The following is a 25,239-nucleotide window of genomic DNA, read 5'->3' as shown; positions in this document are numbered from 1 at the left end:
CCATGGGCTTTAACCTCTCGGCGTGGGCGTTGCGTAATCGTCAGATCGTGCTGTTTTTAATGTTGCTGCTGGCCATCGTCGGCGGGCTTTCTTACACCAAATTAGGCCAGAGTGAAGACCCTCCGTTCACCTTCAAGGCCATGGTCATTCGAACATTGTGGCCGGGCGCCACGGCTGAAGAAGTGTCGCGTCAGGTCACTGAGCGCATCGAAAAGAAGCTGATGGAAACCGGGGAGTACGAGCGCATTGTTTCGTTCTCGCGCCCCGGCGAGTCGCAAGTGACGTTCATGGCCCGAGACTCCATGCACTCCAACGAAATCCCCGAGCTGTGGTATCAGGTTCGAAAAAAGATCAGCGACATTCGGCACAGCTTGCCGCCGGGGATTCAGGGGCCGTTTTTCAACGACGAATTCGGTACCACATTCGGCAATATCTACAGCCTTAGCGGCGAAGGTTACGACTACGCGGTGCTCAAGGACTACGCCGATCGCATCCAGATCCAGCTGCAACGGGTAAAAGATGTAGGCAAGGTCGAACTGCTCGGCTTGCAGGACGAAAAAATCTGGATCGAACTCTCAAACCTCAAACTGGCCACGCTGGGGTTGCCGCTGGAAGCGGTACAAAAAGCACTGGAAGAACAAAATGCGGTCTCAACCGCCGGTTTTTTTGAAACCCCGACCGAGCGCGTGCAGCTGCGGGTCAGCGGTAATTTCAAAACGGTAGAAGAGATCGAGCGTTTCCCTATACGTGTGGGCGAACGCACCTTGCGCATCGAGGACGTGGCGGATGTGCGTCGTGGGTTCAATGATCCACCCGCACCGCGCATGCGCTTCATGGGCCAGGACGCGATTGGTCTGGCCGTGGCGATGAAAGACGGCGGCGACATTCTGGTGCTGGGCAAGGCGCTGGAGGCCGAGTTTTCCCGAATCCAGAAAAACCTGCCAGCCGGCTTGCAGTTGAGCAAAGTCTCGGATCAGCCCGCAGCGGTTAAAACCAGCGTGGGGGAATTCGTGCAGGTGTTGGTCGAGGCGCTGGTGATTGTGTTGCTGGTGAGTTTCTTTTCATTGGGCGTACGCACCGGCATGGTGGTGGCGCTGACCATCCCGCTGGTGCTGGCCATGACGTTTGCAGCCCTGCATTACTTCGGTATCGGTCTACACAAGATTTCGCTCGGGGCCTTGGTATTGGCGCTGGGTTTGCTGGTGGACGATGCCATCATCGCCGTTGAAATGATGGCCATCAAAATGGAGCAAGGTTACGACCGGTTCAAGGCGGCGAGTTTTGCCTGGACCAGTACGGCTTTCCCGATGCTGACCGGCACGCTGATTACAGCGGCGGGCTTTCTGCCGATTGCCATGGCGCAGTCCAGTACCGGGGAATACACGCGTTCGATTTTTCAGGTGGTGACCATAGCGTTGCTGGCGTCGTGGATCGCGGCCGTGGTGTTTGTACCTTATTTGGGGGCGTTGCTGCTCCCTGACCTGGCGAAGCGTCATGCTGCCAGACATGGCGCGGGCGAGCGTGCTCCCGACCCGTACGGCACACCGTTTTACCAACGTATCCGGCGCCTGGTGGAGTGGTGCGTGCGCCGCCGCAAAACCGTGATTGCCCTGACGGTGGTGCTGTTCATGGGCTCAGTCGTGCTGTTCAAGTTCGTACCGCAACAGTTCTTCCCGGCCTCCAGCCGTCTGGAGCTGATGGTGGACCTGAAGCTGGCTGAAGGCGCGTCGCTGAGCAATACCACCGAACAGGTGCAGCGCCTGGAAACCTTGCTCAAAGGCCATCCCGGCATTGTCAATTACGTGGCTTACGCCGGAACAGGCTCACCGCGTTATTACTTGCCGCTGGACCAGCAACTGCCCGCGGCCAGCTTTGCGCAATTTGTGGTGCTGGCACAGACCATTGAAGACCGCGAGCGCTTGCGCACCTGGCTGATTGACACGCTCAACGAACAGTTCCCGACGGTACGTTCGCGGGTCACCCGCCTGGAAAACGGGCCACCCGTGGGTTACCCGGTGCAGTTCCGCGTGACCGGTGAGCACATTGAAGAAGTGCGGGCGCTGGCGCGTAAAGTGGCGGCCAAGGTGCGTGAAAATCCGCATGTGGTTAACGTGCACCTGGACTGGGAAGAGCCGAGCAAGGTCGTGTACCTGAACGTCGATCAGGACCGCGCACGGGCCTTGGGCGTGAGTACTGCGAACCTGTCGCGCTTTCTGCAAAGCACGCTGTTGGGCTCGACGGTCAGCCAATACCGGGAAGACAACGAGTTGATTGAAATCCTGTTGCGCGGTACGCCCCATGAGCGCACGGAACTGACGTCGCTGCCGAGTTTGGCGGTGCCCACGGATAACGGCCAGAGCGTCGCCTTGTCGCAGATCGCGACGTTGGAATATGGCTTCGAGGAAGGCATCATCTGGCACCGCAACCGTCTGCCCAACGTCACCGTGCGCGCCGACATTTATGGCAAGGAACAACCGGCGACCCTGGTGCAGCAGATTCTTCCCACACTTGAAAATGTGCGGGCTGAGTTGCCGGACGGTTACTTGCTGGAAGTGGGCGGTACGGTAGAGGACTCTGCGCGCGGCCAGAATTCGGTCAAGGCCGGCGTGCCACTGTTTATCGTGGTGGTACTGACCTTGCTGATGGTGCAACTGCGCAGCTTTTCGCGCATGGCGATGGTGTTCCTGACAGCGCCGCTGGGCCTGATCGGTGTAACGCTGTTCCTGCTGGTGTTCAACCAGCCGTTCGGGTTCGTGGCAATGCTGGGGACGATTGCGTTGTCGGGGATGATCATGCGCAACTCGGTGATCCTCGTGGACCAGATTGAGCAGGATAAAGCGGCGGGGCTGGATGCCTGGCAGGCGATTATCGAGGCCACGGTACGCCGGTTCCGGCCGATTGTGCTGACTGCGCTGGCGGCGGTGCTGGCGATGATCCCGCTGTCACGCAGTGTGTTCTTTGGCCCGATGGCCGTGGCGATTATGGGCGGGCTGATCGTGGCGACTGCGCTGACTTTGCTGTTTTTGCCAGCCCTGTATGCGGCGTGGTTCCGTGTGAAAAAGGTCTGAGCAACGTCTCTGCACAAGACCTGCCGCTGCGCACGGCAGGTCTTGGCGCGGGTTGATCAGTGAGCCACTTGATCGACGCGCAGACGCAGTGGCTGCAGGGTTTTTGCGTTGAGGTCCACGCTGTTGCGTTCCGTGTTGATGAAGAGCAGTTGGCCATTGTCTTCAATACGGGCGCTGATGGCATAGGTGTGGCCGGGCTTGACGCTCGCCGGGTCATACGTCAAATGGAACGGCAGCGGGACTTGGCCCTTGATCGGACCGCTTTGCTTGGCCAGCGTGACAGCCGGAGCGTCGGCCAGCGACACATCCTGCAAGCTCACTTCAAGTGTGGCGGTAGGTGGCAGGGCGATGCGTTGCAGGTAGAACACTTCGCCGTCGAGGGTGGCCTGAGGTGTTGAGTGCATTGAGCTGCATGCGCCCAGCAGGGCTGTGAGGCTGAGGATCAGGACTTTTTTCATAAAGAGGCTTCCTTTCAGTAGGCATCAAAACGATGAGGTGAATAGGGCAAGCCTGCGTGACGCCATGGGCATCAACACAGGCTTTACCGCGTTTTAAAGGTGTTTCTCGAGCGAGAGCGGCGGTTGACCCTGCTCTTCGGCGTCTTCAGCCCGGTGCAGTGCCACTTGACGGATCGACAGGCGAATCTCGGCAGGCAAGACGCGTTTGGCAGCGCCTTCGGCCAATTCGCCAAGCAACTCGTGATAGCTCAACTTGCCATTGGCATCGCGCCGCAGGACGTCTTCTTCCAGTAAGGTCTGGATAAAGTGACGGAACAGGCTCTTGTCGAAAAACTCCGGGGCGTTGAGGCCATGCAAGATCGACAGGCGTTGAGCCATCATCGTGCACAGGTCTTCCAGCTCCTCGGCGCTCAAGGTGTTTTGGCCGCTGTTGAGCAACAACGAAATGGCCATGTAAAAACGTTGCAGGGTTTGGGCGATGCTTTTGGACAGCAGCGTCAGCAACACAAAGTGCCGCGAACTCGGTGCCGGGCGCAGGTACACATCATTCTCAAAGCGCAACAGACCTTGCTCCACAAAGGCCTCAAGCCATTGATCGACCACGGCGTCCAGTTCGTCCAGCGACCAGCGGATAAACAGCTCGGATTGCAGGTACGGATACAGAGCGCGGGTGTAACGCAGAATCTGCTCACGGGTCATGCGCGAAGCGCTTTGGAAGAAACTGGCCAGCAACGACGGCAAGGCAAAGATATGCAACACGTTGTTGCGGTAGTAGGTCATCAGGACGGCATTTTGCTCATCCAGGTACAGGATTTTACCCAGCGCATCACTTTGTTCGGACAGCAGGTCCATGTCCTTCACGTGCTCAATCAGCGCACGGCCGTCGCCTTCGGGCAAGGTGGTGTGCGGTGAATAAGGCACGCGACGCAGCAGCGCGAGGTACAGGTCCAGCACCCGCGCCATGGCGCGATCGTCCAGTGCCAGTTTGCTGGTAGACAACAACGCCAGCGCCACCAGATTGACCGGGTTGATCGCGGCTGCTTCGTTCAGGTGCTGTGCCACTTTCTCACCCAGACGATGGGTCGTGGCGTTGAGCCATTCAGGACGGTACGTCGGCCCCAATGCTTGCTGGCGCCAGTCTGGCTGCTCATGGTCGAGAAACTCGGCCAGTTTGATCGGCTCGCCGAAGTTGACGGCTACCTGGCCAAAACGCTGCTTGAGGGCACCGATGACTTTGAAAATGTCGAAAATCGACTCTTTCTTCTTGCTCGCCCCGCGCAGTTCGCCCAGGTAAGTACGGCCTTCAAGCACCCGCTCGTAGCCGATGTACACCGGTACGAACACGATGGGCATGCGCGACGAGCGCAGGAAGCTGCGCAGGGTGATGGCCAGCATGCCGGTCTTGGGTTGCAGCATGCGCCCGGTGCGCGAGCGTCCGCCTTCGACGAAGTACTCCACCGGGAAGCCTTTGGTGAACAGTGTGTGCAGGTACTCGTTGAATACCGAGGTGTACAGCGGGTTGCCCTTGAATGTGCGGCGCATGAAAAACGCGCCGCCGCGGCGCAACAGGCTGCCAATAACCGGCATGTTGAGGTTGATCCCGGCCGCGATGTGCGGTGGGGTCAGGCCGTTGCGGAACAGCAAGTAGGACAGCAGCAAATAGTCGATGTGGCTGCGGTGACACGGGACGTAGATGATTTCGTGACCTTGCGCGACGTCTTGCACACCTTCGATGTGGTTAACCTTGATCCCGTCGTAAATCTTGTTCCAGAACCAGCTCAGCACCACTTCCAGAAAGCGGATAGCGGTGTAGGTGTAATCGGAGGCGATTTCGTTGGCGTAACGCAGCGCCTGGGCCTTGGCTTTATCGACCGAGATGTTTTCACGCCGCGCTTCATCGAGGATTGCCTGACGCACGGCCGGTTCGTTGATCAGGCCTTTGACCAGGTTGCGACGGTGCGACAGGTCGGGGCCGATCACAGCGGTTTTCAGGTTGCGAAAGTGCACCCGCAGGATGCGCTGGGCCATGCGCACGGTGCGTTCGTGACCTTTGTTGTGGTCGACCAGTTCGCGCAAGTGAATGGGCGCAGAAAACTGCACGCGGGTCTTGCGGCCCAGAATCAGGATGCGCAGCAAACGGCGCAGGCGCCCGGTGACGGCCCAGCTGTCGGCAAACAACAGCTTCCAGGGGCTCGATTCGCTGTCGGGGGATTGGCCCCAGAACACGCTGACCGGGATGATTTGCGCATCTTCGCCGGGGTGCAGCGTCAGGCTGTCCACCAGTCGGGTGAGGGTCGGCGGAGCGCCGCGCTTGTCCTGACGGCCCAGCCAGTCGGGCTCGGGCGTCAAGTAGAAGAACGCGGCAGGCTCGACCATCTGCCCGACGGCCACCGGCAGCACCGGGCGCGGCAGGCCCGCCTTGGTGCACTCGGCATCAACCACGGCCAGTTCGGTAATGGAGGGCGATTGCAGGACGTAGAACACTGGCCGGCTGCGGTCCAGGTTCAGGGTGAAAGACGACTGATTAATGGTCTCCGAGCGTACCCATAGGTACAGCAGGCGACGCAGGGCGCCAAACACAAGACGGCGAAACGGGGAACGGGTCATACGGCTTCTGCATGAGTGGATTAAAACGAGTGCTTACTCGGTCGCGTAGTGTGCCGTATCTCTGGAAAATCGGCAAAAAAGCAGCGAAGTAATATTGATTGAGTGTTTTTCTCGCTGACTTATACTCGGTGCACTTTCGCCAAGAAGTGTAAGACGTTTTCAGCAAAGTATAAGTTCGAGCGAAAGTTCTCGAAGGGCTGAATGAGCAAGCCCATTAAAAACAATAAGGGGATGCAAGTATGACTACGCGGTTAACCGGCAATGTGAAATGGTTCAACGACGCCAAAGGCTATGGGTTCATTCAGTGTGACGGTGGCGCTGATGTGTTTGTGCACTACCGTGCCATTCGCGGCGAAGGCCATCGCTCGCTGGCGGAAGGGCAGCAGGTTGAATACACCCAGGTGAGGGGGGACAAAGGGCTACAAGCCGAGGATGTGGTGGGCCTGTAATCGCCACGTGTAGTCGCTGCTGCAGGCCGGGTAACAGGCCGCAGGACTTCCGCTGTTGCGGACCTCGGCACTGCTGGCCTGTCACACCCTGCAGCAGCCACTACGCGTTTGAGTGTTTCAGGAACCGGTTTTCCAGGTGATTTCTTCTTCACCGTCTGCGCTGATGCGAATCCAGCGGTCAGCGTCTGCCTCGCCCTGTTCTTCTGCCCAACTGCCCGGTGCGCAACGCACTTCGATGTTGAGCGCCGCAAACGCGGCCTTGGCGCAGGCGATGTCGTCTTCCCACGGCGTTTGGTCACTGTCCAGGAGCAGGCTGTTCCATTTGCCGACGGCTTTGGGAAACCATGTCACAGGCACTTTGCCCGCCGTGCATTTATAGGTATTGCCTTTCTTAGTCCATTTCGAGCATTCGCCCAGCACGTCTGACAGCCAGGCTTCGACGTCTTTGTAAGTAACGTCGGAATCCTTCAGGTAAATCTCGATATCGGGTTGGCGCATGGATGTCCTCACTGCGTGTCTGAAAAATCCACTCGCGGATTAGTCGGGCCAAGGGGAGCTCCCTTGGCCGTTAAGTCGGTTATTGAAGCACGAAAAAATCGTAGCGCATGGACACGGTCACGATTAACGGCTCAGGGTGTTCGATGACAGCTGCGCGACGTTCGGCACTGGCGCGCCAGCCGTGTGGCGTCATGGCCAACAAATTGGCACGGTCCTGCGGCTCGCTCAGGTGCAATTCAAATGTCAGTGTTTCACTGTGTTGCAGCTGCATGCCTTCGGGAATCAGCGCCAAATGCTTATCGTCGGTGTAATCGCGAACTTCGTCGTACAGGCGCTCGCGCAACTCCATCAGGTGCCCGCGGGTCGGGCCTACACGCATCAGGCCGCCGCCGGGGCTGAGCAAGCGCTTGGCTTCCAGCCAGTCCAGCGGGCTGAAGACGCTGGCCAAAAACTGGCAGCTGGCGTCTGCCAACGGCACGCGGGCCATGCTGGCGATAAGCCAGGTCAGCTGCGGGTTGCGTTTGCAGGCGCGTTTAACGGCTTCGCGGGAAATATCCAGCGCATAGCCATCAGCGTGAGGCAAGGCTTCAGCGATTTGGGCGGTGTAGTACCCCTCGCCACAACCGATGTCGAGCCAGCGCTGCGGCGTGCGTTCGGCTGCCAGTTCCGCCAGGCGCTTGGCCACGGGGGCGTAATGCCCCGCATTGAGGAAGTCGCGACGCGCTTCAACCATGGCCTGATTGTCACCGGGGTCGCGGCTGTTTTTATGCTGCACCGGCAGCAGGTTCAGGTAACCCTGACGCGCACGGTCAAAACGATGGCCTGCCGGGCAGACCACGCCATTATCGACCGCCGTCAGCGGTTCGGAGCAAATAGGGCAGGCGAGCATCAGGCGAGCAACTTGATCAGGGTTTGGTAGTAGATTTCGGTCAGCACGTCGAGGTCGCTGGCCAGCACGCGTTCGTTGACCTGGTGGATTGTCGCGTTGACCGGCCCCAGCTCAACCACTTGCGTCCCGAGGGTGGCAATAAAGCGCCCGTCCGAGGTGCCGCCGCTGGTGGAGGCTTTGGTTTCACGGCCGGTGACTTGCTTGATGCTCGACGAGACGGCGTCCAGCAGGGCGCCGGGTTCGGTGAGGAACGGCAGCCCCGACAACGCCCACTCGATGTGCCAGTCCAGGCCATGCTTATCGAGAATGTCGGCCACGCGCTGCTGCAACCCTTCGACTGTGGACTCGGTGGAAAAACGGAAGTTGAACACGGCCACCAGTTCGCCGGGAATCACGTTGGTCGCGCCAGTCCCCGAGTTGAGGTTGGAGATCTGGAAGCTGGTCGGCGGGAAGAAGTCGTTGCCGTTGTCCCAGTGCTCGGCGGCCAGTTCGGCCAATGCCGGGGCGGCCAGGTGAATCGGGTTTTTCGCCAAGTGGGGGTAGGCTACGTGACCTTGAACGCCGCGTACCGTGAGCTTGGCGCCCAGAGAGCCGCGACGACCATTTTTAACCACGTCGCCCACCAGCGTCGTGCTCGACGGTTCGCCCACGATGCACCAGTCCAGACGCTCTTTGCGCGCAGCAAAACGCTCAACCACGGCTTTAGTGCCGTGATGAGCCGGGCCTTCTTCGTCGCTGGTAATCAGAAAAGCGACTGACCCCTTGTGGTCCGGATAATCCGCCACGAAGCGTTCAGCGGCCACCAGCATGGCGGCCAGGCTGCCTTTCATGTCCGCAGCACCACGCCCGCACAGCATGCCGTGCTCGTCGATCAGCGCATCAAACGGGTCGTTCTGCCAGGCTTGCACCGGGCCGGTCGGCACCACGTCGGTGTGACCGGCAAAGCACAGCACCGGGCCATCCTGTTTGCCGTGGGTGGCCCAAAAATTGTCCACGTCTTCAATACGCATCGGTTCCAGTTTGAAACCGGCATCACCCAGGCGCTGCATCATCAGCTTCTGGCAATCGGCGTCGATTGGCGTCACGGAAGGGCGACGGATCAGATCGCAAGCAAGTTGCAGGGTCGGCGAGAGGTCGGCGTGGGCCGTCATGGTGGTGGACTCCGAAGCTGGGCGTGTAAGGGCGCAGGATTGATCGCGAGCACGCTCGCGCCTGCAGGGCTGGCGCCAAAGGGCGGTTATCTTAAAGCAAAACGGCGACCAGAGGCCGCCGTTTAGTGGTTGCTGTCAATTTATGCAGCAGGCAGTTCTTCAGACGCTTCCACCGGTTTTGGCAGAGAGGACATAAAGGCCATCACCAGAGCCGCCAGATACGGCAGCGATTGCACCAGCAACATCACCACCCAGAAACGCATGTCGTTGCTTGGCAGCCCCTGGACGAAAAAGATCCCGACCGCGGCGCCCCAGAGCAGCAGCATGATGAACACTTCTTCCCGTGCTTCCGAGATCGCCACCCAGAAGCCGTGGTTGTCGGCGTTCTTGGGGGTACGGAAAAACGGAATGCTGGTGGTGAAAAATCCGTACAGCACCGCTTTGGCGATGGTGTGCGATAACGCCAATCCGGCCAGTGCTGCGGCAAATGCATCCTTGAGGTTGACCCCCACGGCGCGGCGGTACAGGAAGATGATCTTGCCGACCTTGAACACAAACAGCGCCAGCGGCGGGATGGCAAAAATCAGCAACGGCGGGTCGACGCGTGTCGGTACGATGATCATCGCTGCCGACCACAACAGGGCGCCGACGGTGAAGAAAATATTCATGCCGTCAGCCACCCACGGCAACCAGCCCGCGAGGAAGTGATAACGCTGCCCCCGGGTCAGTTGAGACCCCTTGCCCCACAGCAGGCTGGCAGCGTGGCGCTTGATGATCTGGATCGCTCCGTAGGCCCAGCGGAATCGCTGTTTCTTGAAGTCGATGAAGGTATCGGGCATCAGCCCTTTGCCGTAGCTGTTGTGGGAATAGGCAGCGGAATAGCCTTTTTCGAATACCCGCAGGCCCAGCTCGGCATCTTCACAAATACACCAGTCGGCCCAGCCCAGTTCTTCGAGCACTGAGCGGCGGGTCATGGTCATGGTGCCGTGCTGGATGATCGCGTCGCGGTCGTTACGGGTCACCATGCCGATGTGGAAGAACCCTTTGTACTCGGAGTAGCAGAGCTTTTTGAAGGTGCTTTCAGTCTGATCGCGGTAGTCCTGCGGTGACTGCACGATAGCGATTTTCGGATCGGCGAAGTGCGGCACCATGTGTTTGAGCCAGTTACGGTCCACACAGTAATCGGAATCGATGACGGCGATGACTTCGGCGTCCGGCGCGGTGTGCGGGATCAGGTAGTTCAACGCGCCCCCTTTGAAGCCGGCGAGCGGGGCCACGTGGAAGAACTTGAAGCGCGGGCCTAGGGTGGCGCAGTAGTCACGGACCGGTTCCCAGACCGCCGGGTCCTTGGTGTTGTTGTCGATGATCAACACTTCGAAGTCCGGGTAATCGAGGTTGGCCAGCGCGTCGAGGGTCTGTTTCACCATCGCGGGCGGCTCGTTGTAGCACGGCACGTGAATAGAGACCTTGGGTCGGTAAGCATCGTCGCTCTCGACCGGTAAGAATTCCCTGCGCCTCTTGCGAATCCACACGGCTTCCGCCAGTTCGTGCGCTTCGGTCAGCAGCACGATAAACACCCCGAGGGCACCGAGCCCGAGCAGGAAACCCACGGTAAGGCTGAACCAGGTGCTGTATTGCTGGCTGTAGTCATAACCGATCCACACCAGTACCGACCCGCACAGGAACGCGGTGAACGTCAGGAAGGTGCGACCACGCTGGCGCAACGCCGAGCCATCAATCAGCAACAGCGCGAGCGACAGCAGGCCCATGACCACCGAGCCAATGGCCAGGACGCGCCATTGCGGGATCGCCACGACCGGACCTTCGAAGTTGAATTTCTGCTGGCGGGCGGCGTTGTACACGCCCCAGTAGGCGCCCACAGAGCCTTCGTCACTGGCCTTCCACGGCTGGTCGAACGCTTCGATGACGAAATAGTTGTAGCCCCGGCGGTTCAGGGTGTTGACCAGGTTACGCAGGTAAATGGCCTGATCGGCCGGGCTGGCATCTGCACCGCCGCGCATGCGGCCGTTGCTTGGCCAGCCAACTTCCGACAGCAGCAATGGTTTTTTCGGGAACAGCTTTTTCAGGTCCCGGGCACGGTCCAGTACGAATTCACCGGCCTTGTCCACCGGGATAAATTCCCAGTACGGCAGGATGTGCGCGGCAATCAAGTCTACGTGCTTGGCCAGTTGCGGGTATTTCTCCCAAATGTGCCATTGCTCGGACGTGGTCACGGGCACTTTGACGGCTGCGCGCACCCGGTCGAGCAGCACGATCAGCTCTTCGGGGGTGATCTCTTCACGGAACAGGGCTTCGTTGCCGACCACCACGCGTACAACGCTGCGTGAGTTGTTGGCCAGTTCGATGGCTTTTTGGATTTCGCGCTCATTGCGCTCTTTGTCAGGGCTGATCCAGATACCGATCGTGACCCGCAAACCGAACTCTTCCGCCAGCTTGGGGATGTCCCCCAACGTGCCGTCGACCGAATAGGTACGAATGTTGTCGGTCAGCTTGCTCATGATCTCCAGGTCGCGACGCATTTCATCGTCGGACGGGTACTGGTCTTTCTGCGGGTACTGGCCTTGTTGAAACGGCGAGTACGAAAAACCGGAGATTTGCTCGGGCCAGTTGGGCGCAGAGACCGGGCGATTGATAAGCGCCCAGAAGCCGGTGAAGAGTGCGGCAATGGCCAGAACCACCACCAGATTGAGTCCAAATTTACGCGATGACATAACTATTTCGGGTTCCAAAGGGAGTGGAACGAAGATCGGTCGGCAGGTGCCAAACGGCGCGCATCCTACACTGCGTTTTCACTGGGCGTACAGCAGGCGGCGAAAGGTTGGGCATTTGGCAGCGATAGTCGACTTAAGTTCTTTCTTTATTACTTGTAGCTCTTATCTTGTTGCTTAGTAGGTTATTAAAGCAGGCTTAGTCGGAAGTCTTGTAGGAAATGTACTCAAGCGTCGCAAGACACCCCTATAATGCGCGCCGGTTTTTGGGGTGGTGGTTATGAGTACAGAAGATCCGCGGTTTGCCGGTGTCGCCCGGTTGTATGGTCTGGAAGGCATGGATCGGCTGCGCTGTGCCCATGTGGCAATCGTGGGCGTGGGCGGTGTCGGTTCGTGGGCAGCCGAAGCCATCGCCCGCTGCGGCGTGGGTGAAATTTCGCTCTTCGACCTTGATGACGTGTGCGTCAGCAATATCAATCGGCAACTGCATGCTTTGAGCTCGACCGTTGGTCGGGACAAAGTCGAGGTGATGGCCGAGCGCCTGCGTGAGATCAACCCTGCGTGCACGGTGCATGCGGTGGCTGATTTCGTGACCCGTGAAACCATGGCCGAGTACATCACCCCGGACATCGATTGCGTGATCGACTGTATTGACAGCGTGAATGCGAAAGCGGCGCTGATTGCCTGGTGCAAGCGCCGCAAGATTCAGATCATCACCACCGGTGGTGCGGGCGGGCAAATCGACCCTACGTTGATTCAAGTGTGCGACCTGAACCGTACTTTCAACGATCCGCTGGCCTCAAAAGTGCGCTCCACCTTGCGTCGCGATTACGGGTTCTCGCGCACGGTGACCCGTCACTACAGCGTGCCCTGTGTGTTCTCGACTGAGCAACTGCGCTATCCCAAGCCGGATGGCAGCATTTGCTTGCAGAAAAGTTTTGTCGGGGATGGCGTCAAGCTGGACTGTGCTGGTGGGTTCGGCGCGGTGATGATGGTGACAGCGACCTTCGGCATGGTCGCGGCCACCAAGGCGGTGGACAAAATCGTGGCGGGGGTGCGTCGCCCCTCAGAAAAGCTGAAGCATCAACAGAGTATTCAGCCTGACCCGCTCCCACCGGCAGCGGCGTCTGACGGTGTGAACTCAGAAAAACCGGCAGCCTGACCGGGCTGCGGGGCTGTTAGCTGAGCGCCAGTTCCCGCATCCGCTGTAACACGGCGTTCAGGCCGTTGCTGCGCGATGGGGACAGTTGACGGCTTAGGCCCAACTGTTCGAACCAGGCGGGTAAATCCACGTGTTTGAGTTCTTCGCCCGTCAAGCCGTTAACCCGCGTCAGCAGCAGTGCCACCAGCCCGCGAATCAAGCGAGCATCGCTGCTGGCGGCAAACTGCCAGTGACCGTCTTTCAGTTCACCGACCAGCCATACCTGGCTTTCGCAGCCGTGCACGCGATTGGCATCTGTCTTGGCGTGCTCATCCAGCGCAGGCAGATGCTGGCCCCATTGCATCAGCAAGCGGGCGCGCTGCTCCCAGCCCGAACACTGTTCAAAGCTGTCGAGCGCCGCTTGCGCGTCTGCGGGTAAGGTCATCGCAGTAACTCCAGTGCCTGATCCAGCGCGACGAAGAATCTCTCCAGGTCTTCAGAATCGTTGTACAGCGCCAGCGAGACGCGAATGGCGCCTGCCAAACCCATGCTTTTAAGGAGTGGCATTGCGCAGTGATGGCCAGCGCGGACTGCTATCCCTTGTTCGGTGAGCAAATGCGCCAGATCGGCGTTGTGCACCCCATCCACCACGAAACTGACGAGTGCCAGTTGCGGGTTGCCCAGCAGGCGAACGCCCTTGCGCTGCTTCAGGCCTTCTACCAGCAGGGCGTGCAAGGCGGCTTCGTGAGCGTCAACGGCCCGCTGATCCAGGCTTGCCAGATAACTTAAGGTCGCGCCCAGGCCGATCACGCTGGCAATCGGCGGGGTGCCCGCTTCAAAACCCAAGGGCGCCGGGCGGAAGGTTGCGTGGTGGTAGTCGGCGTCTTGCACCATCTCGCCACCCAATTGCCAGTGCCGCAGGCGGGCAAAGGCGTCATGGCGCCCGAAGAGCACGCCCAGCCCGTCCGGGCCATAGAGCTTATGGCTGGAGAAAACATAGAAGTCGCAACCCAGCGCCTGCACATCGTGCCGACCGTGCACCACGCCCTGTGCGCCATCGACCACGGTCAGCGCATTCTGTGCCCTGGCCAGTGACAGCAAGGCAGGCAAGGGCTGCCATACGCCAAGGACGTTGGACAGCTGGCTGACGGCCAGCAGGCGGGTGCGCGGGGTGATTAGTTCGGCGGCGGCTTGCAGGTCAATGATGCCGTCGTCGTTGAGCGGCAAAATCACCAGTTTGAGGTGCTTGCGCTGGGCCAGCTGTTGCCACGGCAGCAGGTTGGCGTGGTGTTCAAGGGCGCTGATGACGATTTCATCGCCCGCTGCAAATTGATGTTCCAGCCCATAGGCCAGCAGGTTCAGTGCCGAGGTCGCGCCGTGGGTGAAAACCACGGTGCCGCAGTCGCTGGCGTTCAGCCAGTTAGCGACTTTTGTACGGCTGTTTTCGAACGCCTGGGTTGCGTGGGCGCCCGGTAAATGTTGGGCCCGGTGCACATTGGCGGCGCCACTGGCGTAGTAGTGCGTCAGTGCGTCGAGCAGGGCCTGGGGTTTTTGTGTGGTAGCAGCGTTGTCCAGATAGGTCTGGTCTTGACGCTGCAAGGCGGCGATGGCCGGAAAGTCAGCCCGCCAGGGAGAAGACAAAAACATGGTGTTCAGGGCTCAGTTGACGAGGCCGGAAGCCGGCCCCGTCAGTGGCAGACAGACGCTTAGTTGTGAGCGTGCAGGGCTTCATTCAGCTCGATGGCCGACTTGTGGGTTTTGCATTCCACAGCGCCGGTTTCGGAGTTACGACGGAACAGCAGGTCAGGTTGACCGGCCAGTTCACGCGCCTTGACCACTTTGACCAGTTGGTTATGTTCGTCCAGCAAGGCCACTTTGGTGCCAGCGGTCACGTACAGGCCAGATTCCACTGTGTTGCGGTCGCCCAGCGGGATGCCGATACCGGCGTTGGCGCCGATCAAGCAGCCTTCGCCGACCTTGATCACGATGTTGCCACCGCCCGACAGGGTGCCCATGGTCGAGCAGCCGCCGCCCAGGTCCGAGCCCTTGCCGACGAATACGCCTGCCGATACACGGCCTTCGATCATGCCCGGGCCTTCAGTGCCAGCGTTGAAGTTAACGAAACCTTCGTGCATCACGGTGGTGCCTTCCCCGATGTAAGCACCCAGACGCAGACGGGCCGCGTCAGCGATGCGCACGCCAGCCGGAACAACGTAGTCGGTCATTTTCGGGAACTTGTCGACCGAGAATACTTCCAGCAGCTCGCCACGCAGGCGGGCTTCGAGTTGACGCTCAGCCAGCTCGCTCAGGTCGATGGCACCCTGGCTGGTCCAGGCGACGTTTGGCAGCAGCGGGAACACACCCGCCAGGCTCAGGCCGTGGGGCTTGACCAGGCGGTGCGACAACAAGTGCAGCTTGAGGTATGCCTCTGGGGTGGAGGTCAGGGCAGCGTCTTCGGCCAGCAACGTGGCGACCAGCGGCTTGTGGCTTTCAGCCAGACGGGTCAGCAGGGCTGCCTGGGCCGCGTCCACAGGTTTGGCGGCTTCAGCCATCTGGGCGGCCTGGGCCGTGGTGAAGGTGATTGCCTGATTGCCGCCGGTGTAGCCCAGGATCGGGGCGATGGCGGCGATCAGCTCGGCCGACGGGTTGAGCAGGGGCTGTGCGTAGAACACTTCCAGCCATGCGCCTTGACGGTTTTGGGTGCCGACGCCGAAGGCTGCGCTGAACAGGGTAGTAGACATGCAATTACCTCTTACAAAAATAAATGGGCGGGTCCGTGGCCTTTAAGCCTTTTAAAGAAGGGCCGCCGCATAAAGATCTGGCTTGAAGCCAATCAGGGTTTTGTCTCCGAGATCGAGCACCGGGCGCTTGATCATCGAGGGTTGGGCGAGCATCAGTTCAACGGCTTTGGCTTGGTCGAGATCGGCTTTGTGTTCGTCGTCGAGTTTGCGAAAGGTTGTACCTGCCCGGTTGAGCACCACCTGCCAGCCGTGCTCGTTGCACCACTGGTTCAGGTGATCACGGTCGATGCCGCTGCTTTTGTAGTCGTGAAAATCGTATGGCACCCCATGTTCATCCAGCCAGGTGCGAGCCTTTTTCATGGTGTCGCAGGCCTTGATGCCAAAAAGGTGCAACGTCTTGCTCGAATCGGTCACGGAAATTGCCCCTCCTTTGGAGATGCGGAAAATGAGCGGTCGCGGATTATGCCACGACCGGCGCGCCGGATGCGCCAGCCGTAGAGGTTGCCACAGTGATGTGACATGTCATCAGGCCATTGCGACTTTTGTTCAGCGGTCAGAGTTAGTGGTTAAAGGCTACTATGGCTCTTGATGGAAAAGTGTTGCCACTTATGTTTAGTTAAAAGCTGTTTTGTTTAAAACGGCTTGTTCGGGAACCCTGCTGATATGCAAACCGCCTATACCGTCCTCATCCTGCTGATGCTGGTGGGTGTCTCGCGTCTATTGGGGCGTTTGATCCCGTTGCCGTTGCCCTTGGTGCAAATCGCTGCCGGCGCCTTGCTGGCTTGGCCGACGTTGGGGCTGCACGTGGCGCTGGACCCGGAGCTGTTCCTGTTTCTGTTCTTGCCGCCGTTGTTGTTCTCGGATGGCTGGCGCATCCCCAAGCGCGAGTTCTGGCGCTTGCGAGGGCCGATCCTGACGCTGGCCGTCGGTCTGGTTTTATTTACGGTGGTGGGGGCGGGGTATTTCATTCACTGGCTGCTGCCGACTATTCCGTTACCTGTTGCGTTCGCGCTCGCCGCTGTCCTGTCCCCGACTGATGCGGTGGCGGTTTCAGCCATTGCGCAAAACCGCTTGCCGGCGCCCTTGATGCATATGCTGCAAGGCGAAGCGTTGATGAATGACGCAACAGGTCTGGTTACGTTCAAGTTCGCGTTGGCAGCTGCGATTACAGGCGTGTTTTCGCTGGCCAATGCCAGTGTGACTTTCATGTTGGTGGCCTGTGGCGGCCTGGCCATCGGTGTGGCATTGAGCTGGGTAGTCGGGCGCATGCGCTCGTGGATGATTGCTCGCGGCTGGGATGACCCTGCGACGCATGTTGTATTTATGCTGTTGTTGCCCTTTGCCGCGTACGTACTGGCCGAGCGTCTGGGTGCGTCAGGTATTTTGTCGGCGGTCGCGGCGGGGATGATGCAGAGCTGGCTGGACTTGTTGCCGCGTCAAACCAGTACCCGGTTACTGAACCGCAGCGTGTGGGGCTTATTGGAGTTTGCGTTTAACGGGCTGATTTTTTTGCTGCTGGGTCTGCAACTGCCCGACATCATCAAGGCGGTTGTCAGGCTGGAAACCCACCTCTGGCCCACGCTGATGTATCGCATCCTGGATGTGGTGGTGATTTTCCTGGTCCTGATCGCGCTGCGTTTTATCTGGGTGCAGAGCATCTGGCGCTTGTCAGGTTTGCTGCGACGCTGGCGCGGTAAGGAAGAGTTGACGATGGTGCCGACTGCACGCTCCTGCTGGATCCTGACCGTGGGCGGTGTGCGCGGGGCGGTGACGCTGGCGGGTGTGATGTCGATCCCCTTGCTGCTCAATGAGGGCCTTGATTTCCCCGAGCGTGAGCTGCTGATCTTCATTGCGGCCGGTGTGATTTTGCTCTCGTTGATCGTGGCCTGTATTGCCTTGCCGTTATTGTTGCGCGGGATCGCCCGCAGCTCGGATGACGCAATGCGCAATGAGGTGCGTGAGGCGTGGCGCCGTACGGCAGAGGCGGCCATCCATGCCCTGGAGACCGAAGAGGTGATTGATCCTAACGATCCGCCGGATGCTGCCCAGGCAGCGTTGGCTGCTGAGTTGAAGGCGCGGATCATGTCTGAATACCGGCATCAGCTTGACGTCTTCAATGATTCTGCAGAGGCCCAGGCCTTGGCATCGAAGATGGATGATCTGGAAGGGCGCTTGCGCCTTAAAGCGCTCAGGGCGCAGCGTCTGGAGCTTTACAGCCTGCGTCGTCATCACGAAATTGGCGATGAAGTGCTTAGCGAAATCCTGCGTGACCTGGACTTGAGTGAAGCGAATCTGGGGACCGTAAAGTAAGCAGTGCGTGTGCCTGAGTGCAGGAGCGAACATGCTCGCTCCTGCAGATTCAAAGCATTAGGTGCGGCGTTCAATAAACGCGCGAATCCGTCCTGCGGCTTCCACGCATTCAGCCAAGGGGGCCACCAGTGCCATGCGCACGCGGCCTGCGCCCGGGTTGAAACCATCGACTTCGCGTGACAGGTACGAACCTGGCACTACGGTCACGTGCTCTTCGGCAAACAGGTCGCGGCAGAACGCAGCATCGTCGCCTTCAATGCTCGGCCACAGATAAAAGCCGCCATCCGGGCGCTGTACATCCATGACCGGGCTCAGAATCTCCAGCACCGCGTCAAATTTTTCGCGGTACAGGTCGCGGTTGGTGCGCACGTGGGCTTCATCGTTCCAGGCAGCAATACTGGCCAGTTGGGTCTGAACCGGCATGGCGCAGCCGTGGTAGGTGCGATACAGCAAGAACGCCTTGAGGATTTGGGCATCGCCTGCGACGAAACCGGACCGCAGCCCTGGCAGGTTAGAGCGCTTGGACAAACTGTGGAACACCACGCACCGTTTGAAATCCTCACGACCCAAGGCCACGCAGGCGCTGAGCAGGCCGACTGGCGGGGTGGTTTCGTCGAAATAGAGTTCGCTGTAGCACTCGTCGGCGGCAATCACGAAGTCGTGTTCATCGGCCAGCGCAATCAGCTTTTTCAAGGTTTCAAGCGGGATCAGTGCGCCTGTCGGATTGCCAGGTGAGCAAAGGAACAGGATCTGGCAACGCTGCCACGTGTCGGCCGAAACGGCGTCGAAATCGGGATTGAAGCCGTGTTCAGCCAGGCATGGCAGGTAGTGCGGCGTGGCCCCGGCCAGAAAGGCGGCGCCTTCGTAGATCTGGTAGAACGGGTTCGGGCTGATGACCAGCGCGTCGTCGCCACGGTTGACCACGGTTTGAGTGAAGGCGAACAGTGCTTCGCGGGTGCCGTTAACCGGCAAGATGTTGCGCGCCGGGTCGAGCCAGCCCGCGGGCACGTTGAAACGGCGCTCGGCCCAGTGGGCAATGGACTCGCGCAGGGCCGGGATGCCCAATGTGGTCGGGTAGACCGCCATCTGGTCAAGGTTGTCAGCCAGGGCTTTGGCCACGAAATCGGGGGAGCGGTGTTTCGGCTCGCCAATCGATAACGCAATCGGGCGCTTGTCGGCATTGGGCTGCACGCTGCCCAGCAAGGCGCGCAATTTTTCGAACGGGTAAGGCTGCAACTGGTTCAGAGCGTTGTTCATCGGGTGCGGATCTCACTCGGCGGCGCTTAAATGCTCAGGCGCCACGGTTCTGGGGCGGAATCTTTATTGACCGTTAATTGCTCGACGATTGCTTCCTGCAGCCGTATGCACAGTTGTGGGTCAGACAAGGGTTGGTTGTTCTCATCGGTAATGAAAAAAACGTCTTCGACGCGCTCGCCCAAGGTGGCGATCTTGGCGTTTTGCAGGGAAAGATCGAATTCCAGGAAGATCATGCCGATGCGTGCCAGTAACCCGGGCCGGTCGGGAGCGCTGAGTTCGAGCACCGTTACGGGGCGTTGTGCATCGTTATGGATCGTTACCTGCGGCGCGAAGGCAAAATGCTTGAGCTGGCGCGGTACGCGGCGCTGGATGATGGTCGGGTAGTCATCCGGGTTGCGCAGGGCTTCGGTCAGGCCCTTGCGGATCTTTTCGATGCGCTCGGGGTTGTTGCCAATCGAGTCGCCATCGTTATCGAGCACGATGTAGGTGTCGAGGGTGAACTGGCTGCTGGAGGTGATGATGCGCGCGTCGTGGATGTTCAGGTTGAGTTGGTCCATCGCCGCCACCGTCACGGCGAAGAAATCGTGCTGGTCGGGGGCGTAGATGAATATCTGCGTGCCACCTTCGAAGTCGCGCTGGGTGGTTTCCTTGATCAGCACCAGCGGGCCGCCGTCTGCCGGTTGTTGCAAGATGGCCTCGGTGTGCCATGCCACATCGGAGGAGGTGTGGCGCAGAAAATAGTCATCCCCCAACTGCGACCAGAGCTGCTCGACATCGTCCTGATCGTTGCCATTGCGCACCAACGTGTCGAGCGCGGCGCTTTGGGTCTGGCGGATCTGCTCTTCGCGGTCGACCGGGTTTTCCAGCCCGCGCCGCAAAGCGCGCTTGGTCTCGGTGTAGAGCTGGCGCAACAAGCTGGCCCGCCACGAGTTCCATAGCGTCGGATTGGTCGCGTTGATGTCGGCTACGGTCAACACATACAGGTAGTCGAGGTGGGTTTCGTCGATGACCGTCTGGGCGAAATCGTGGATCACTTGCGGGTCGGACAGATCTTTGCGCTGGGCGGTGGTCGACATCACCAGGTGGTTTTGCACCAGCCACACGATCAGGCGCGTGTCCCACTGCGGGAGTTGATGGCGGATGCAAAAGGCTTCGGCATCCACGGCGCCAATCTCGGAATGGTCGCCGTGGCGGCCTTTGCCGATGTCGTGGTAAAGGCCTGCCAGGTAAATGAGTTCTGGTTTCGGCAGCTTGGCCATCAACTTGCTGGCCAGCGGAAACTTGTCGGACACCTGGGTGTACTGCAATTTGCGCAGGTGTTTGATCAGGTTAAGCGTGTGGGCGTCGACGGTGTAGATGTGGAACAGGTCGTGCTGCATCTGGCCGACGATAAAGCCGAATTCAGGCAAGTAGCGTCCGAGAATACCGTAGCGGTTCATTCGTCGCAGGTTGCGGTGAATGCCGATTTTGCATTTGAACAACTCGATAAACAGGCTGGTGTTGCGGATGTCGTTACGGAAATCATCGTCGATCAGGTAGCGGTGTTCACGCAGCAGACGAATCGTATCGGCGCGCACGCCCTTGATTTCCGGGCGTTGGGCCATTAGCAGGAAGATTTCCAGCATGGCGAGCGGTGTGCGTTTGAACACGTTGTCGCTGGTGGCTTCGATATAGCCGTCATGCAGCTGGAAGCGCGAGTTGATAGGGGTCGGCGGCGCTTCGTCGTCAGGGGCGAGAATCACCTCTTCGAAGTGCTGGATGATCAAGTCGCTGAGCTGCGCGATGCTCATGACCACCCGGTAATACTGTTGCATGAAGTTTTCGATGAGGTGCTTGGTGTCATCGCCGGTAAAACCCAGCAGTTCAGCGATGCTGCGCTGGTGGTCGAACAGCAGGCGGTCTTCGGCGCGCCCGGCCAGCATGTGCAGGGCGTAGCGAACCTTCCATAAAAACTCTTGGGAGGAGGCGAGCAGGGCGTGCTCGCTCTCCACCAGAAATCCCTGCCCGGCCAGTGCGCGCAGGCTCAGGGTGCCGTATTGGCGCCGTGCTACCCACAAGATGGTCTGGATGTCGCGCAGGCCGCCGGGTGAGCCTTTGACGTTAGGCTCCAGGTTGTATTCGGTGTCGTTGTACTTGTGATGCCGGGCTTTTTGTTCGGCATGCTTGGCCAGGAAGAAATCCTTGCTGGGCCACATGTGCGCGGTGCTGGTGACATCCAGCATGCGTTGGCGCAAATGTTCAGGCCCCGCCACGGTGCGGCTTTCCATCAGATTGGTGATGATGGTGAGGTCGGCCCGCGCCTGCTCGGCGCATTCGTCCACCGAGCGCACGCTCTGACCGACCTCCAGGCCAATGTCCCAAAGGAGTGTCAGAAAGCGCTCAATGGAGTCGCGAAAAATTTCGTGATCGGCGTTATCCAGCAGGATAAGCAGGTCAATGTCGGAGTAGGGGTGCAGCTCGCCACGGCCGTAGCCGCCCACGGCCACGAGGGCGATGTCAGCGTCGGTGCTCCAGCTGAACTGATCCCAGGCCTGATTCAGGATGCAGTCGACGAACCAGGCGCGATCTTCGATCAGGCGACGAATGTCGCGCCCTTTGCGAAAACGGTCGTCGAGCACTTCACGTGCCTGGCGGATCGCCTTTTTGAATGCGGCAATGGGGCTTGCCTTTAATGCCAGCTCGGCCTGGAACTGGCCACGGTCAAAAAGTTCGGGATCCACCTGCGGCATCGATTGGCTTTCCTATTGCTGGGTTGTGGCTATCTATAAAGAAGCGACTGCAAACATCAGGCCGAAACGCGCGGGATGGTGTCATCGCTGCGCAGGGTGAAGATTTCGTAGCCGGTGTCGGTCACCAGCAGGGTGTGCTCCCACTGGGCCGACAGCTTGCGGTCCTTGGTGATTGCGGTCCAGCCATCACCCAGTACTTTGGTGTCTGCCTTGCCCTGGTTGATCATCGGCTCGATGGTGAAGGTCATGCCGGCCTTTAGCTCCATGCCGGTCCCCGCGCGGCCGTAGTGCAGGATCTGCGGCTCTTCATGGAATACCTTGCCGATGCCGTGGCCGCAAAACTCGCGCACCACTGAAAAACCGTTCTTTTCGGCGTGCTTCTGGATGACTTCGCCGATATCGCCCAGGCGGCAGCCCGGCTTGACGATTTCGATGGCTTTGTACATGCATTCCTGGGTCACTTGCGACAGGCGCTCGGCCCAGACCGGTACTTTACCGACGTGGAACATGCGGCTGGTGTCGCCGTGGTAGCCATCCTTGATCACCGTGACGTCGATGTTCAGGGTGTCGCCGTCCTTCAGGGCCTTGTCGCCCGGGATGCCGTGGCAGACCACGTGATTGACCGAGGTGCAGATCGACTTCGGGAAGCCCTTGTAATTGAGCGGGGCAGGGATGGCCTTTTGCACATTGACGATGTAATCGTGGCAAATGCGGTCCAGTTCTTCGGTGGTAACACCGGGTTTGACGTACTCGGCGATCATTTCCAGGACGTCGGCGGCCAGTTTGCCGGCGACTCGCATCTTTGCGATGTCCTCGGGGGTTTTGAGGGTGACGGTCATACGGGCTCTCTTCGCGCGCTAGCGCTCTTCAACGGGATTGCAGGTGTGAAGTGACAATTGGCGTCCCACACCGCGAAAAAACGAGATTCTAACAGACGGTCGGCGTTAATCATGAGCCTTGCGCCATCGCTTCTCTTAATGGAATGGCGCATTCTGGCGCTATTGCGCTGCTTGCGCAAAAGCGCGTAGAAGAAAGTCAGAATCCGTGTTTCGTTTTTTGGCTGTCTTGTGTTATAAAATGCGCCGCTTTCCGGGTATAGCCCGGTGAGCACAAACCCACACACGTGTCGACACGATGACCTGGGTGCCTTCAGCTCGAAGCTGCTGGTTGGTCATTGGGATACGTGGAGGCCTAACCCGACTTACTAAGGAACTATCATGTCCCAAGTCACTATGCGCGATATGCTGAAGGCCGGTGTGCACTTCGGTCACCAAACCCGTTACTGGAACCCGAAGATGGGTAAATACATCTTTGGCGCGCGTAACAAGATTCACATCATCAACCTTGAAAAAACCCTGCCAATGTTCAACGAAGCTCTGACTTTCGTAGAGCGTCTGGCCCAGGGCAAAAACAAGATTCTGTTCGTCGGCACCAAGCGTTCCGCTGGCAAGATCGTTGCTGAAGAAGCAGCACGCTGCGGTTCGCCGTACGTGGATCACCGCTGGTTGGGCGGCATGCTCACCAACTTCAAAACCATCCGTGCTTCCATCAAGCGTCTGCGTGACCTTGAAGTGCAGGCAGAAGACGGTACTTTCGCCAAGCTGACCAAGAAAGAGGCGCTGATGCGCACTCGCGATCTGGAAAAGCTGGATCGTAGCCTGGGTGGTATCAAGGACATGGGCGGTCTGCCAGACGCTCTGTTCGTTATCGACGTTGATCACGAGCGCATTGCGATCACCGAAGCTAACAAGTTGGGCATCCCGGTAATCGGCGTTGTCGATACCAACAGCAGCCCGGAAGGCGTTGACTACATCATCCCAGGCAACGATGACGCAATCCGCGCCATCCAGCTGTACATGGGTGCGATGGCTGACGCTGTTATCCGTGGCCGTAACCACGTTGCTGGCGGCACCGACGTTTTCGTCGAAGACGCTCCAGCTGCAGCGGTTGAAGGCTGAGTAATAAACGCCTAGCGTTTACTCAGTACGCAAAAAGGGGGCTTGGCCCCCTTTTTGCCACCTCGAAATCCATTTGTTGGACAGGCCTCTGTCGTTGCTGTATCAAATTGCGGCTGGCAGGGTTACATCGAGGCAGGCTTCACACGAATTGAACGCCCGTTTGGTCGGGTGGAATGGTTGAAAACCTATCCAAGAGGAATTTTGAAATGGCAGAGATTACTGCAGCGTTGGTTAAAGAACTGCGTGAGCGTACCGGCGAAGGCATGATGGATTGCAAGAAAGCCTTGACCAAGGCTGGCGGCGACATCGAAAAAGCCATCGACGACATGCGTGCTTCGGGTGCCATCAAGGCCGCCAAAAAAGCAGGCAACGTTGCTGCTGAAGGCGCTATCGCAGTTAAAGTTGCTGACGATTACAAGTCTGCCGTTATTCTTGAAGTCAACTCGCAAACTGACTTCCTGGCTTTGCAAGACGACTTCAAAAAATTCGTGGCTGACAGCGTTGAAAAAGCGTTTGCAGACAAACTGACCGACGCAGCTCCGCTGATCGCCGCTCAAGAATCTGCTCGTGAAGCGCTGGTTGCCAAAGTTGGCGAGAACGTTAACATTCGCCGTCTGGTGCGTGTTGAAGGTGACGTGGTTGACGCTTACCTGCACGGCAACAAAATCGGTGTTGTGGTTTCGCTTAAAGGCGGCAACTCTGAACTGGCTCGTGACATCGCCATGCACGTAGCAGCTAGCAACCCTGAGTTCCTGCTGCCTTCGGAAGTTTCTGAAGAAGCAATCGAGCGCGAAAAAGCCGTGTTCCTGCAGCTGAACGAAGAAAAAATCAAAGGCAAGCCAGAAAACATTGTTGAAAATATGGTCAAAGGCCGTATCAGCAAGTTCCTGGCTGAAGCTAGCCTGGTTGAGCAGGCGTTCGTCAAGAACCCTGAAATCAAGGTCGGTGAGCTGGCCAAGAAGGCCGGTGCTGAAATCGTTTCCTTCACTTACTTCAAAGTAGGCGAAGGCATCGAGAAGCCAGTTGACAACTTCGCTGAAGAAGTTGCTGCTCAAGTGGCTGCAGCCAACAAGCAATAAGACGGTTTCAACTGTCGACCCCAAGAGGCTGCCCGCTCACGCGCGCAGCCTCTTTTCAAATGGGTGAAGGTTTTACCTTGCCCGGCGGAACCGGTTTACAAAATCGTGATCCGATGGTGCTGTTGTGCAGCACCGAGCTAGAGTAAGCGCAGGCTGAAAACGGCCTCGCACAGAT

The 25,239-nt window shown here is 58.9% G+C and carries 18 protein-coding genes and 1 pseudogene; 6 read left to right on the top strand and 13 right to left on the bottom strand.

Annotated features, from left to right (window positions below):
• The first annotated feature begins 2 nt into the window (after positions 1–2).
• On the top strand, positions 3–3,068 hold the full coding sequence (locus CJF39_RS05040) for an efflux RND transporter permease subunit (protein ID WP_094992441.1): 3,066 nt from the start codon (positions 3–5) through the stop codon (positions 3,066–3,068).
• 56 nt (positions 3,069–3,124) lie between these two features.
• Here CJF39_RS05040 and CJF39_RS05035 read toward each other — a convergent pair whose 3' ends face one another.
• Positions 3,125–3,526 (bottom strand): YbaY family lipoprotein, encoded by a 402-nt coding sequence (locus CJF39_RS05035; RefSeq protein WP_094992440.1) that lies wholly within the window; start codon positions 3,524–3,526, stop codon positions 3,125–3,127.
• A 93-nt stretch (positions 3,527–3,619) separates the two neighbouring features.
• On the bottom strand, positions 3,620–6,133 hold the full coding sequence (gene plsB, locus CJF39_RS05030) for a glycerol-3-phosphate 1-O-acyltransferase PlsB (protein WP_094992439.1): 2,514 nt from the start codon (positions 6,131–6,133) through the stop codon (positions 3,620–3,622).
• Between the two features lie 239 nt (positions 6,134–6,372).
• On the opposite strand from plsB, the gene CJF39_RS05025 reads away from it, so the two are divergent.
• The gene (locus CJF39_RS05025) at positions 6,373–6,582 is read left to right on the top strand and encodes a cold-shock protein (RefSeq protein WP_094992438.1); all 210 of its coding nucleotides are present in this window, start codon (positions 6,373–6,375) and stop codon (positions 6,580–6,582) included.
• Positions 6,583–6,699: 117 nt separating this feature from the next.
• On the opposite strand, the gene CJF39_RS05020 is transcribed toward CJF39_RS05025, so the two are convergent.
• The 4 genes from CJF39_RS05020 to CJF39_RS05005 all read right to left on the bottom strand — a co-directional run bounded on the left by CJF39_RS05020 (position 6,700) and on the right by CJF39_RS05005 (position 11,852).
• The gene (locus CJF39_RS05020; RefSeq protein ID WP_094992437.1) at positions 6,700–7,080 is read right to left on the bottom strand and encodes a hypothetical protein; all 381 of its coding nucleotides are present in this window, start codon (positions 7,078–7,080) and stop codon (positions 6,700–6,702) included.
• Between the two features lie 79 nt (positions 7,081–7,159).
• Positions 7,160–7,969: a putative RNA methyltransferase gene (locus CJF39_RS05015; protein WP_094992436.1), complete on the bottom strand. Its 810-nt coding sequence runs from the start codon at positions 7,967–7,969 to the stop codon at positions 7,160–7,162.
• Positions 7,969–9,120, bottom strand: a complete 1,152-nt coding sequence (gene dapE, locus CJF39_RS05010; RefSeq protein WP_094992435.1) for a succinyl-diaminopimelate desuccinylase — start codon at positions 9,118–9,120, stop codon at positions 7,969–7,971. Before dapE ends, CJF39_RS05015 begins: the two co-directional genes overlap by 1 nt.
• A gap of 140 nt (positions 9,121–9,260) precedes the next feature.
• Positions 9,261–11,852, bottom strand: coding sequence for a glycosyltransferase (locus tag CJF39_RS05005; protein ID WP_094992434.1), 2,592 nt, complete (start codon positions 11,850–11,852; stop codon positions 9,261–9,263).
• Between the two features lie 277 nt (positions 11,853–12,129).
• On the opposite strand from CJF39_RS05005, the pseudogene tcdA reads away from it, so the two are divergent.
• A pseudogene (tcdA, locus tag CJF39_RS05000) lies at positions 12,130–12,924 on the top strand (tRNA cyclic N6-threonylcarbamoyladenosine(37) synthase TcdA); the annotation flags it as partial.
• Positions 12,925–13,027: 103 nt separating this feature from the next.
• Here the strand turns inward: tcdA and CJF39_RS04995 are convergent.
• Genes CJF39_RS04995 through CJF39_RS04980 form a run of 4 tightly spaced genes read right to left on the bottom strand, consistent with a single transcriptional unit; the run spans position 13,028 to position 16,145 of the window.
• Positions 13,028–13,435, bottom strand: a complete 408-nt coding sequence (locus CJF39_RS04995) for a SufE family protein (protein ID WP_094992433.1) — start codon at positions 13,433–13,435, stop codon at positions 13,028–13,030.
• On the bottom strand, positions 13,432–14,637 hold the full coding sequence (locus tag CJF39_RS04990; protein WP_094992432.1) for an aminotransferase class V-fold PLP-dependent enzyme: 1,206 nt from the start codon (positions 14,635–14,637) through the stop codon (positions 13,432–13,434). The genes CJF39_RS04995 and CJF39_RS04990 overlap by 4 nt, the downstream gene beginning before the upstream one ends.
• A 59-nt stretch (positions 14,638–14,696) precedes the next feature.
• Complete coding sequence (gene dapD / locus CJF39_RS04985; RefSeq protein WP_094992431.1) at positions 14,697–15,731, bottom strand: 2,3,4,5-tetrahydropyridine-2,6-dicarboxylate N-succinyltransferase; 1,035 nt, start codon at positions 15,729–15,731, stop codon at positions 14,697–14,699.
• Between the two features lie 51 nt (positions 15,732–15,782).
• Positions 15,783–16,145, bottom strand: coding sequence for an ArsC family reductase (locus CJF39_RS04980; protein ID WP_094992430.1), 363 nt, complete (start codon positions 16,143–16,145; stop codon positions 15,783–15,785).
• Between the two features lie 249 nt (positions 16,146–16,394).
• Here CJF39_RS04980 and CJF39_RS04975 point away from each other — a divergent pair, with 249 nt between their 5' ends.
• Positions 16,395–18,041, top strand: coding sequence for a Na+/H+ antiporter (locus CJF39_RS04975; protein ID WP_094992429.1), 1,647 nt, complete (start codon positions 16,395–16,397; stop codon positions 18,039–18,041).
• Positions 18,042–18,098: 57 nt separating this feature from the next.
• On the opposite strand, the gene dapC is transcribed toward CJF39_RS04975, so the two are convergent.
• From dapC to map, 3 genes are read right to left on the bottom strand one after another with little or no spacing between them, the layout of a single operon-like run.
• On the bottom strand, positions 18,099–19,298 hold the full coding sequence (gene dapC, locus CJF39_RS04970) for a succinyldiaminopimelate transaminase (RefSeq protein WP_094992428.1): 1,200 nt from the start codon (positions 19,296–19,298) through the stop codon (positions 18,099–18,101).
• 26 nt (positions 19,299–19,324) lie between these two features.
• Complete coding sequence (locus CJF39_RS04965) at positions 19,325–22,027, bottom strand: [protein-PII] uridylyltransferase (RefSeq protein ID WP_094992427.1); 2,703 nt, start codon at positions 22,025–22,027, stop codon at positions 19,325–19,327.
• Between the two features lie 56 nt (positions 22,028–22,083).
• Positions 22,084–22,866: a type I methionyl aminopeptidase gene (gene map / locus CJF39_RS04960; protein WP_094992426.1), complete on the bottom strand. Its 783-nt coding sequence runs from the start codon at positions 22,864–22,866 to the stop codon at positions 22,084–22,086.
• A 378-nt stretch (positions 22,867–23,244) separates the two neighbouring features.
• Here map and rpsB point away from each other — a divergent pair, with 378 nt between their 5' ends.
• Both rpsB and tsf read left to right on the top strand, forming a co-directional pair.
• Positions 23,245–23,985, top strand: coding sequence for a 30S ribosomal protein S2 (gene rpsB / locus CJF39_RS04955; RefSeq protein ID WP_047277214.1), 741 nt, complete (start codon positions 23,245–23,247; stop codon positions 23,983–23,985).
• Between the two features lie 206 nt (positions 23,986–24,191).
• Positions 24,192–25,064 (top strand): translation elongation factor Ts, encoded by an 873-nt coding sequence (gene tsf, locus CJF39_RS04950; protein ID WP_094992425.1) that lies wholly within the window; start codon positions 24,192–24,194, stop codon positions 25,062–25,064.
• The last annotated feature ends 175 nt before the right edge of the window (positions 25,065–25,239 follow it).

Source organism: Pseudomonas lundensis (assembly GCF_002269125.1).
GTDB lineage: Bacteria > Pseudomonadota > Gammaproteobacteria > Pseudomonadales > Pseudomonadaceae > Aquipseudomonas > Aquipseudomonas lundensis_A.
The sequence above is the reverse complement of the archived record's forward strand: the minus strand, read 5'-3'. Positions and strand labels throughout refer to the sequence as shown.

Bases quoted from the DNA above. Each gene is read 5' to 3' on its own strand.
- CJF39_RS05040 (WP_094992441.1), top strand. From the start codon at position 3: ATGGGCTTTAACCTCTCGGCGTGGGCGTTGCGTAATCGTCAGATCGTG.
- CJF39_RS05035 (WP_094992440.1), bottom strand. From the start codon at position 3,526: ATGAAAAAAGTCCTGATCCTCAGCCTCACAGCCCTGCTGGGCGCATGC.
- plsB (WP_094992439.1), bottom strand. From the start codon at position 6,133: ATGACCCGTTCCCCGTTTCGCCGTCTTGTGTTTGGCGCCCTGCGTCGC.
- CJF39_RS05025 (WP_094992438.1), top strand. From the start codon at position 6,373: ATGACTACGCGGTTAACCGGCAATGTGAAATGGTTCAACGACGCCAAA.
- CJF39_RS05020 (WP_094992437.1), bottom strand. From the start codon at position 7,080: ATGCGCCAACCCGATATCGAGATTTACCTGAAGGATTCCGACGTTACT.
- CJF39_RS05015 (WP_094992436.1), bottom strand. From the start codon at position 7,969: ATGCTCGCCTGCCCTATTTGCTCCGAACCGCTGACGGCGGTCGATAAT.
- dapE (WP_094992435.1), bottom strand. From the start codon at position 9,120: ATGACGGCCCACGCCGACCTCTCGCCGACCCTGCAACTTGCTTGCGAT.
- CJF39_RS05005 (WP_094992434.1), bottom strand. From the start codon at position 11,852: ATGTCATCGCGTAAATTTGGACTCAATCTGGTGGTGGTTCTGGCCATT.
- CJF39_RS04995 (WP_094992433.1), bottom strand. From the start codon at position 13,435: ATGACCTTACCCGCAGACGCGCAAGCGGCGCTCGACAGCTTTGAACAG.
- CJF39_RS04990 (WP_094992432.1), bottom strand. From the start codon at position 14,637: ATGTTTTTGTCTTCTCCCTGGCGGGCTGACTTTCCGGCCATCGCCGCC.
- dapD (WP_094992431.1), bottom strand. From the start codon at position 15,731: ATGTCTACTACCCTGTTCAGCGCAGCCTTCGGCGTCGGCACCCAAAAC.
- CJF39_RS04975 (WP_094992429.1), top strand. From the start codon at position 16,395: ATGCAAACCGCCTATACCGTCCTCATCCTGCTGATGCTGGTGGGTGTC.
- dapC (WP_094992428.1), bottom strand. From the start codon at position 19,298: ATGAACAACGCTCTGAACCAGTTGCAGCCTTACCCGTTCGAAAAATTG.
- CJF39_RS04965 (WP_094992427.1), bottom strand. From the start codon at position 22,027: ATGCCGCAGGTGGATCCCGAACTTTTTGACCGTGGCCAGTTCCAGGCC.
- map (WP_094992426.1), bottom strand. From the start codon at position 22,866: ATGACCGTCACCCTCAAAACCCCCGAGGACATCGCAAAGATGCGAGTC.
- rpsB (WP_047277214.1), top strand. From the start codon at position 23,245: ATGTCCCAAGTCACTATGCGCGATATGCTGAAGGCCGGTGTGCACTTC.
- tsf (WP_094992425.1), top strand. From the start codon at position 24,192: ATGGCAGAGATTACTGCAGCGTTGGTTAAAGAACTGCGTGAGCGTACC.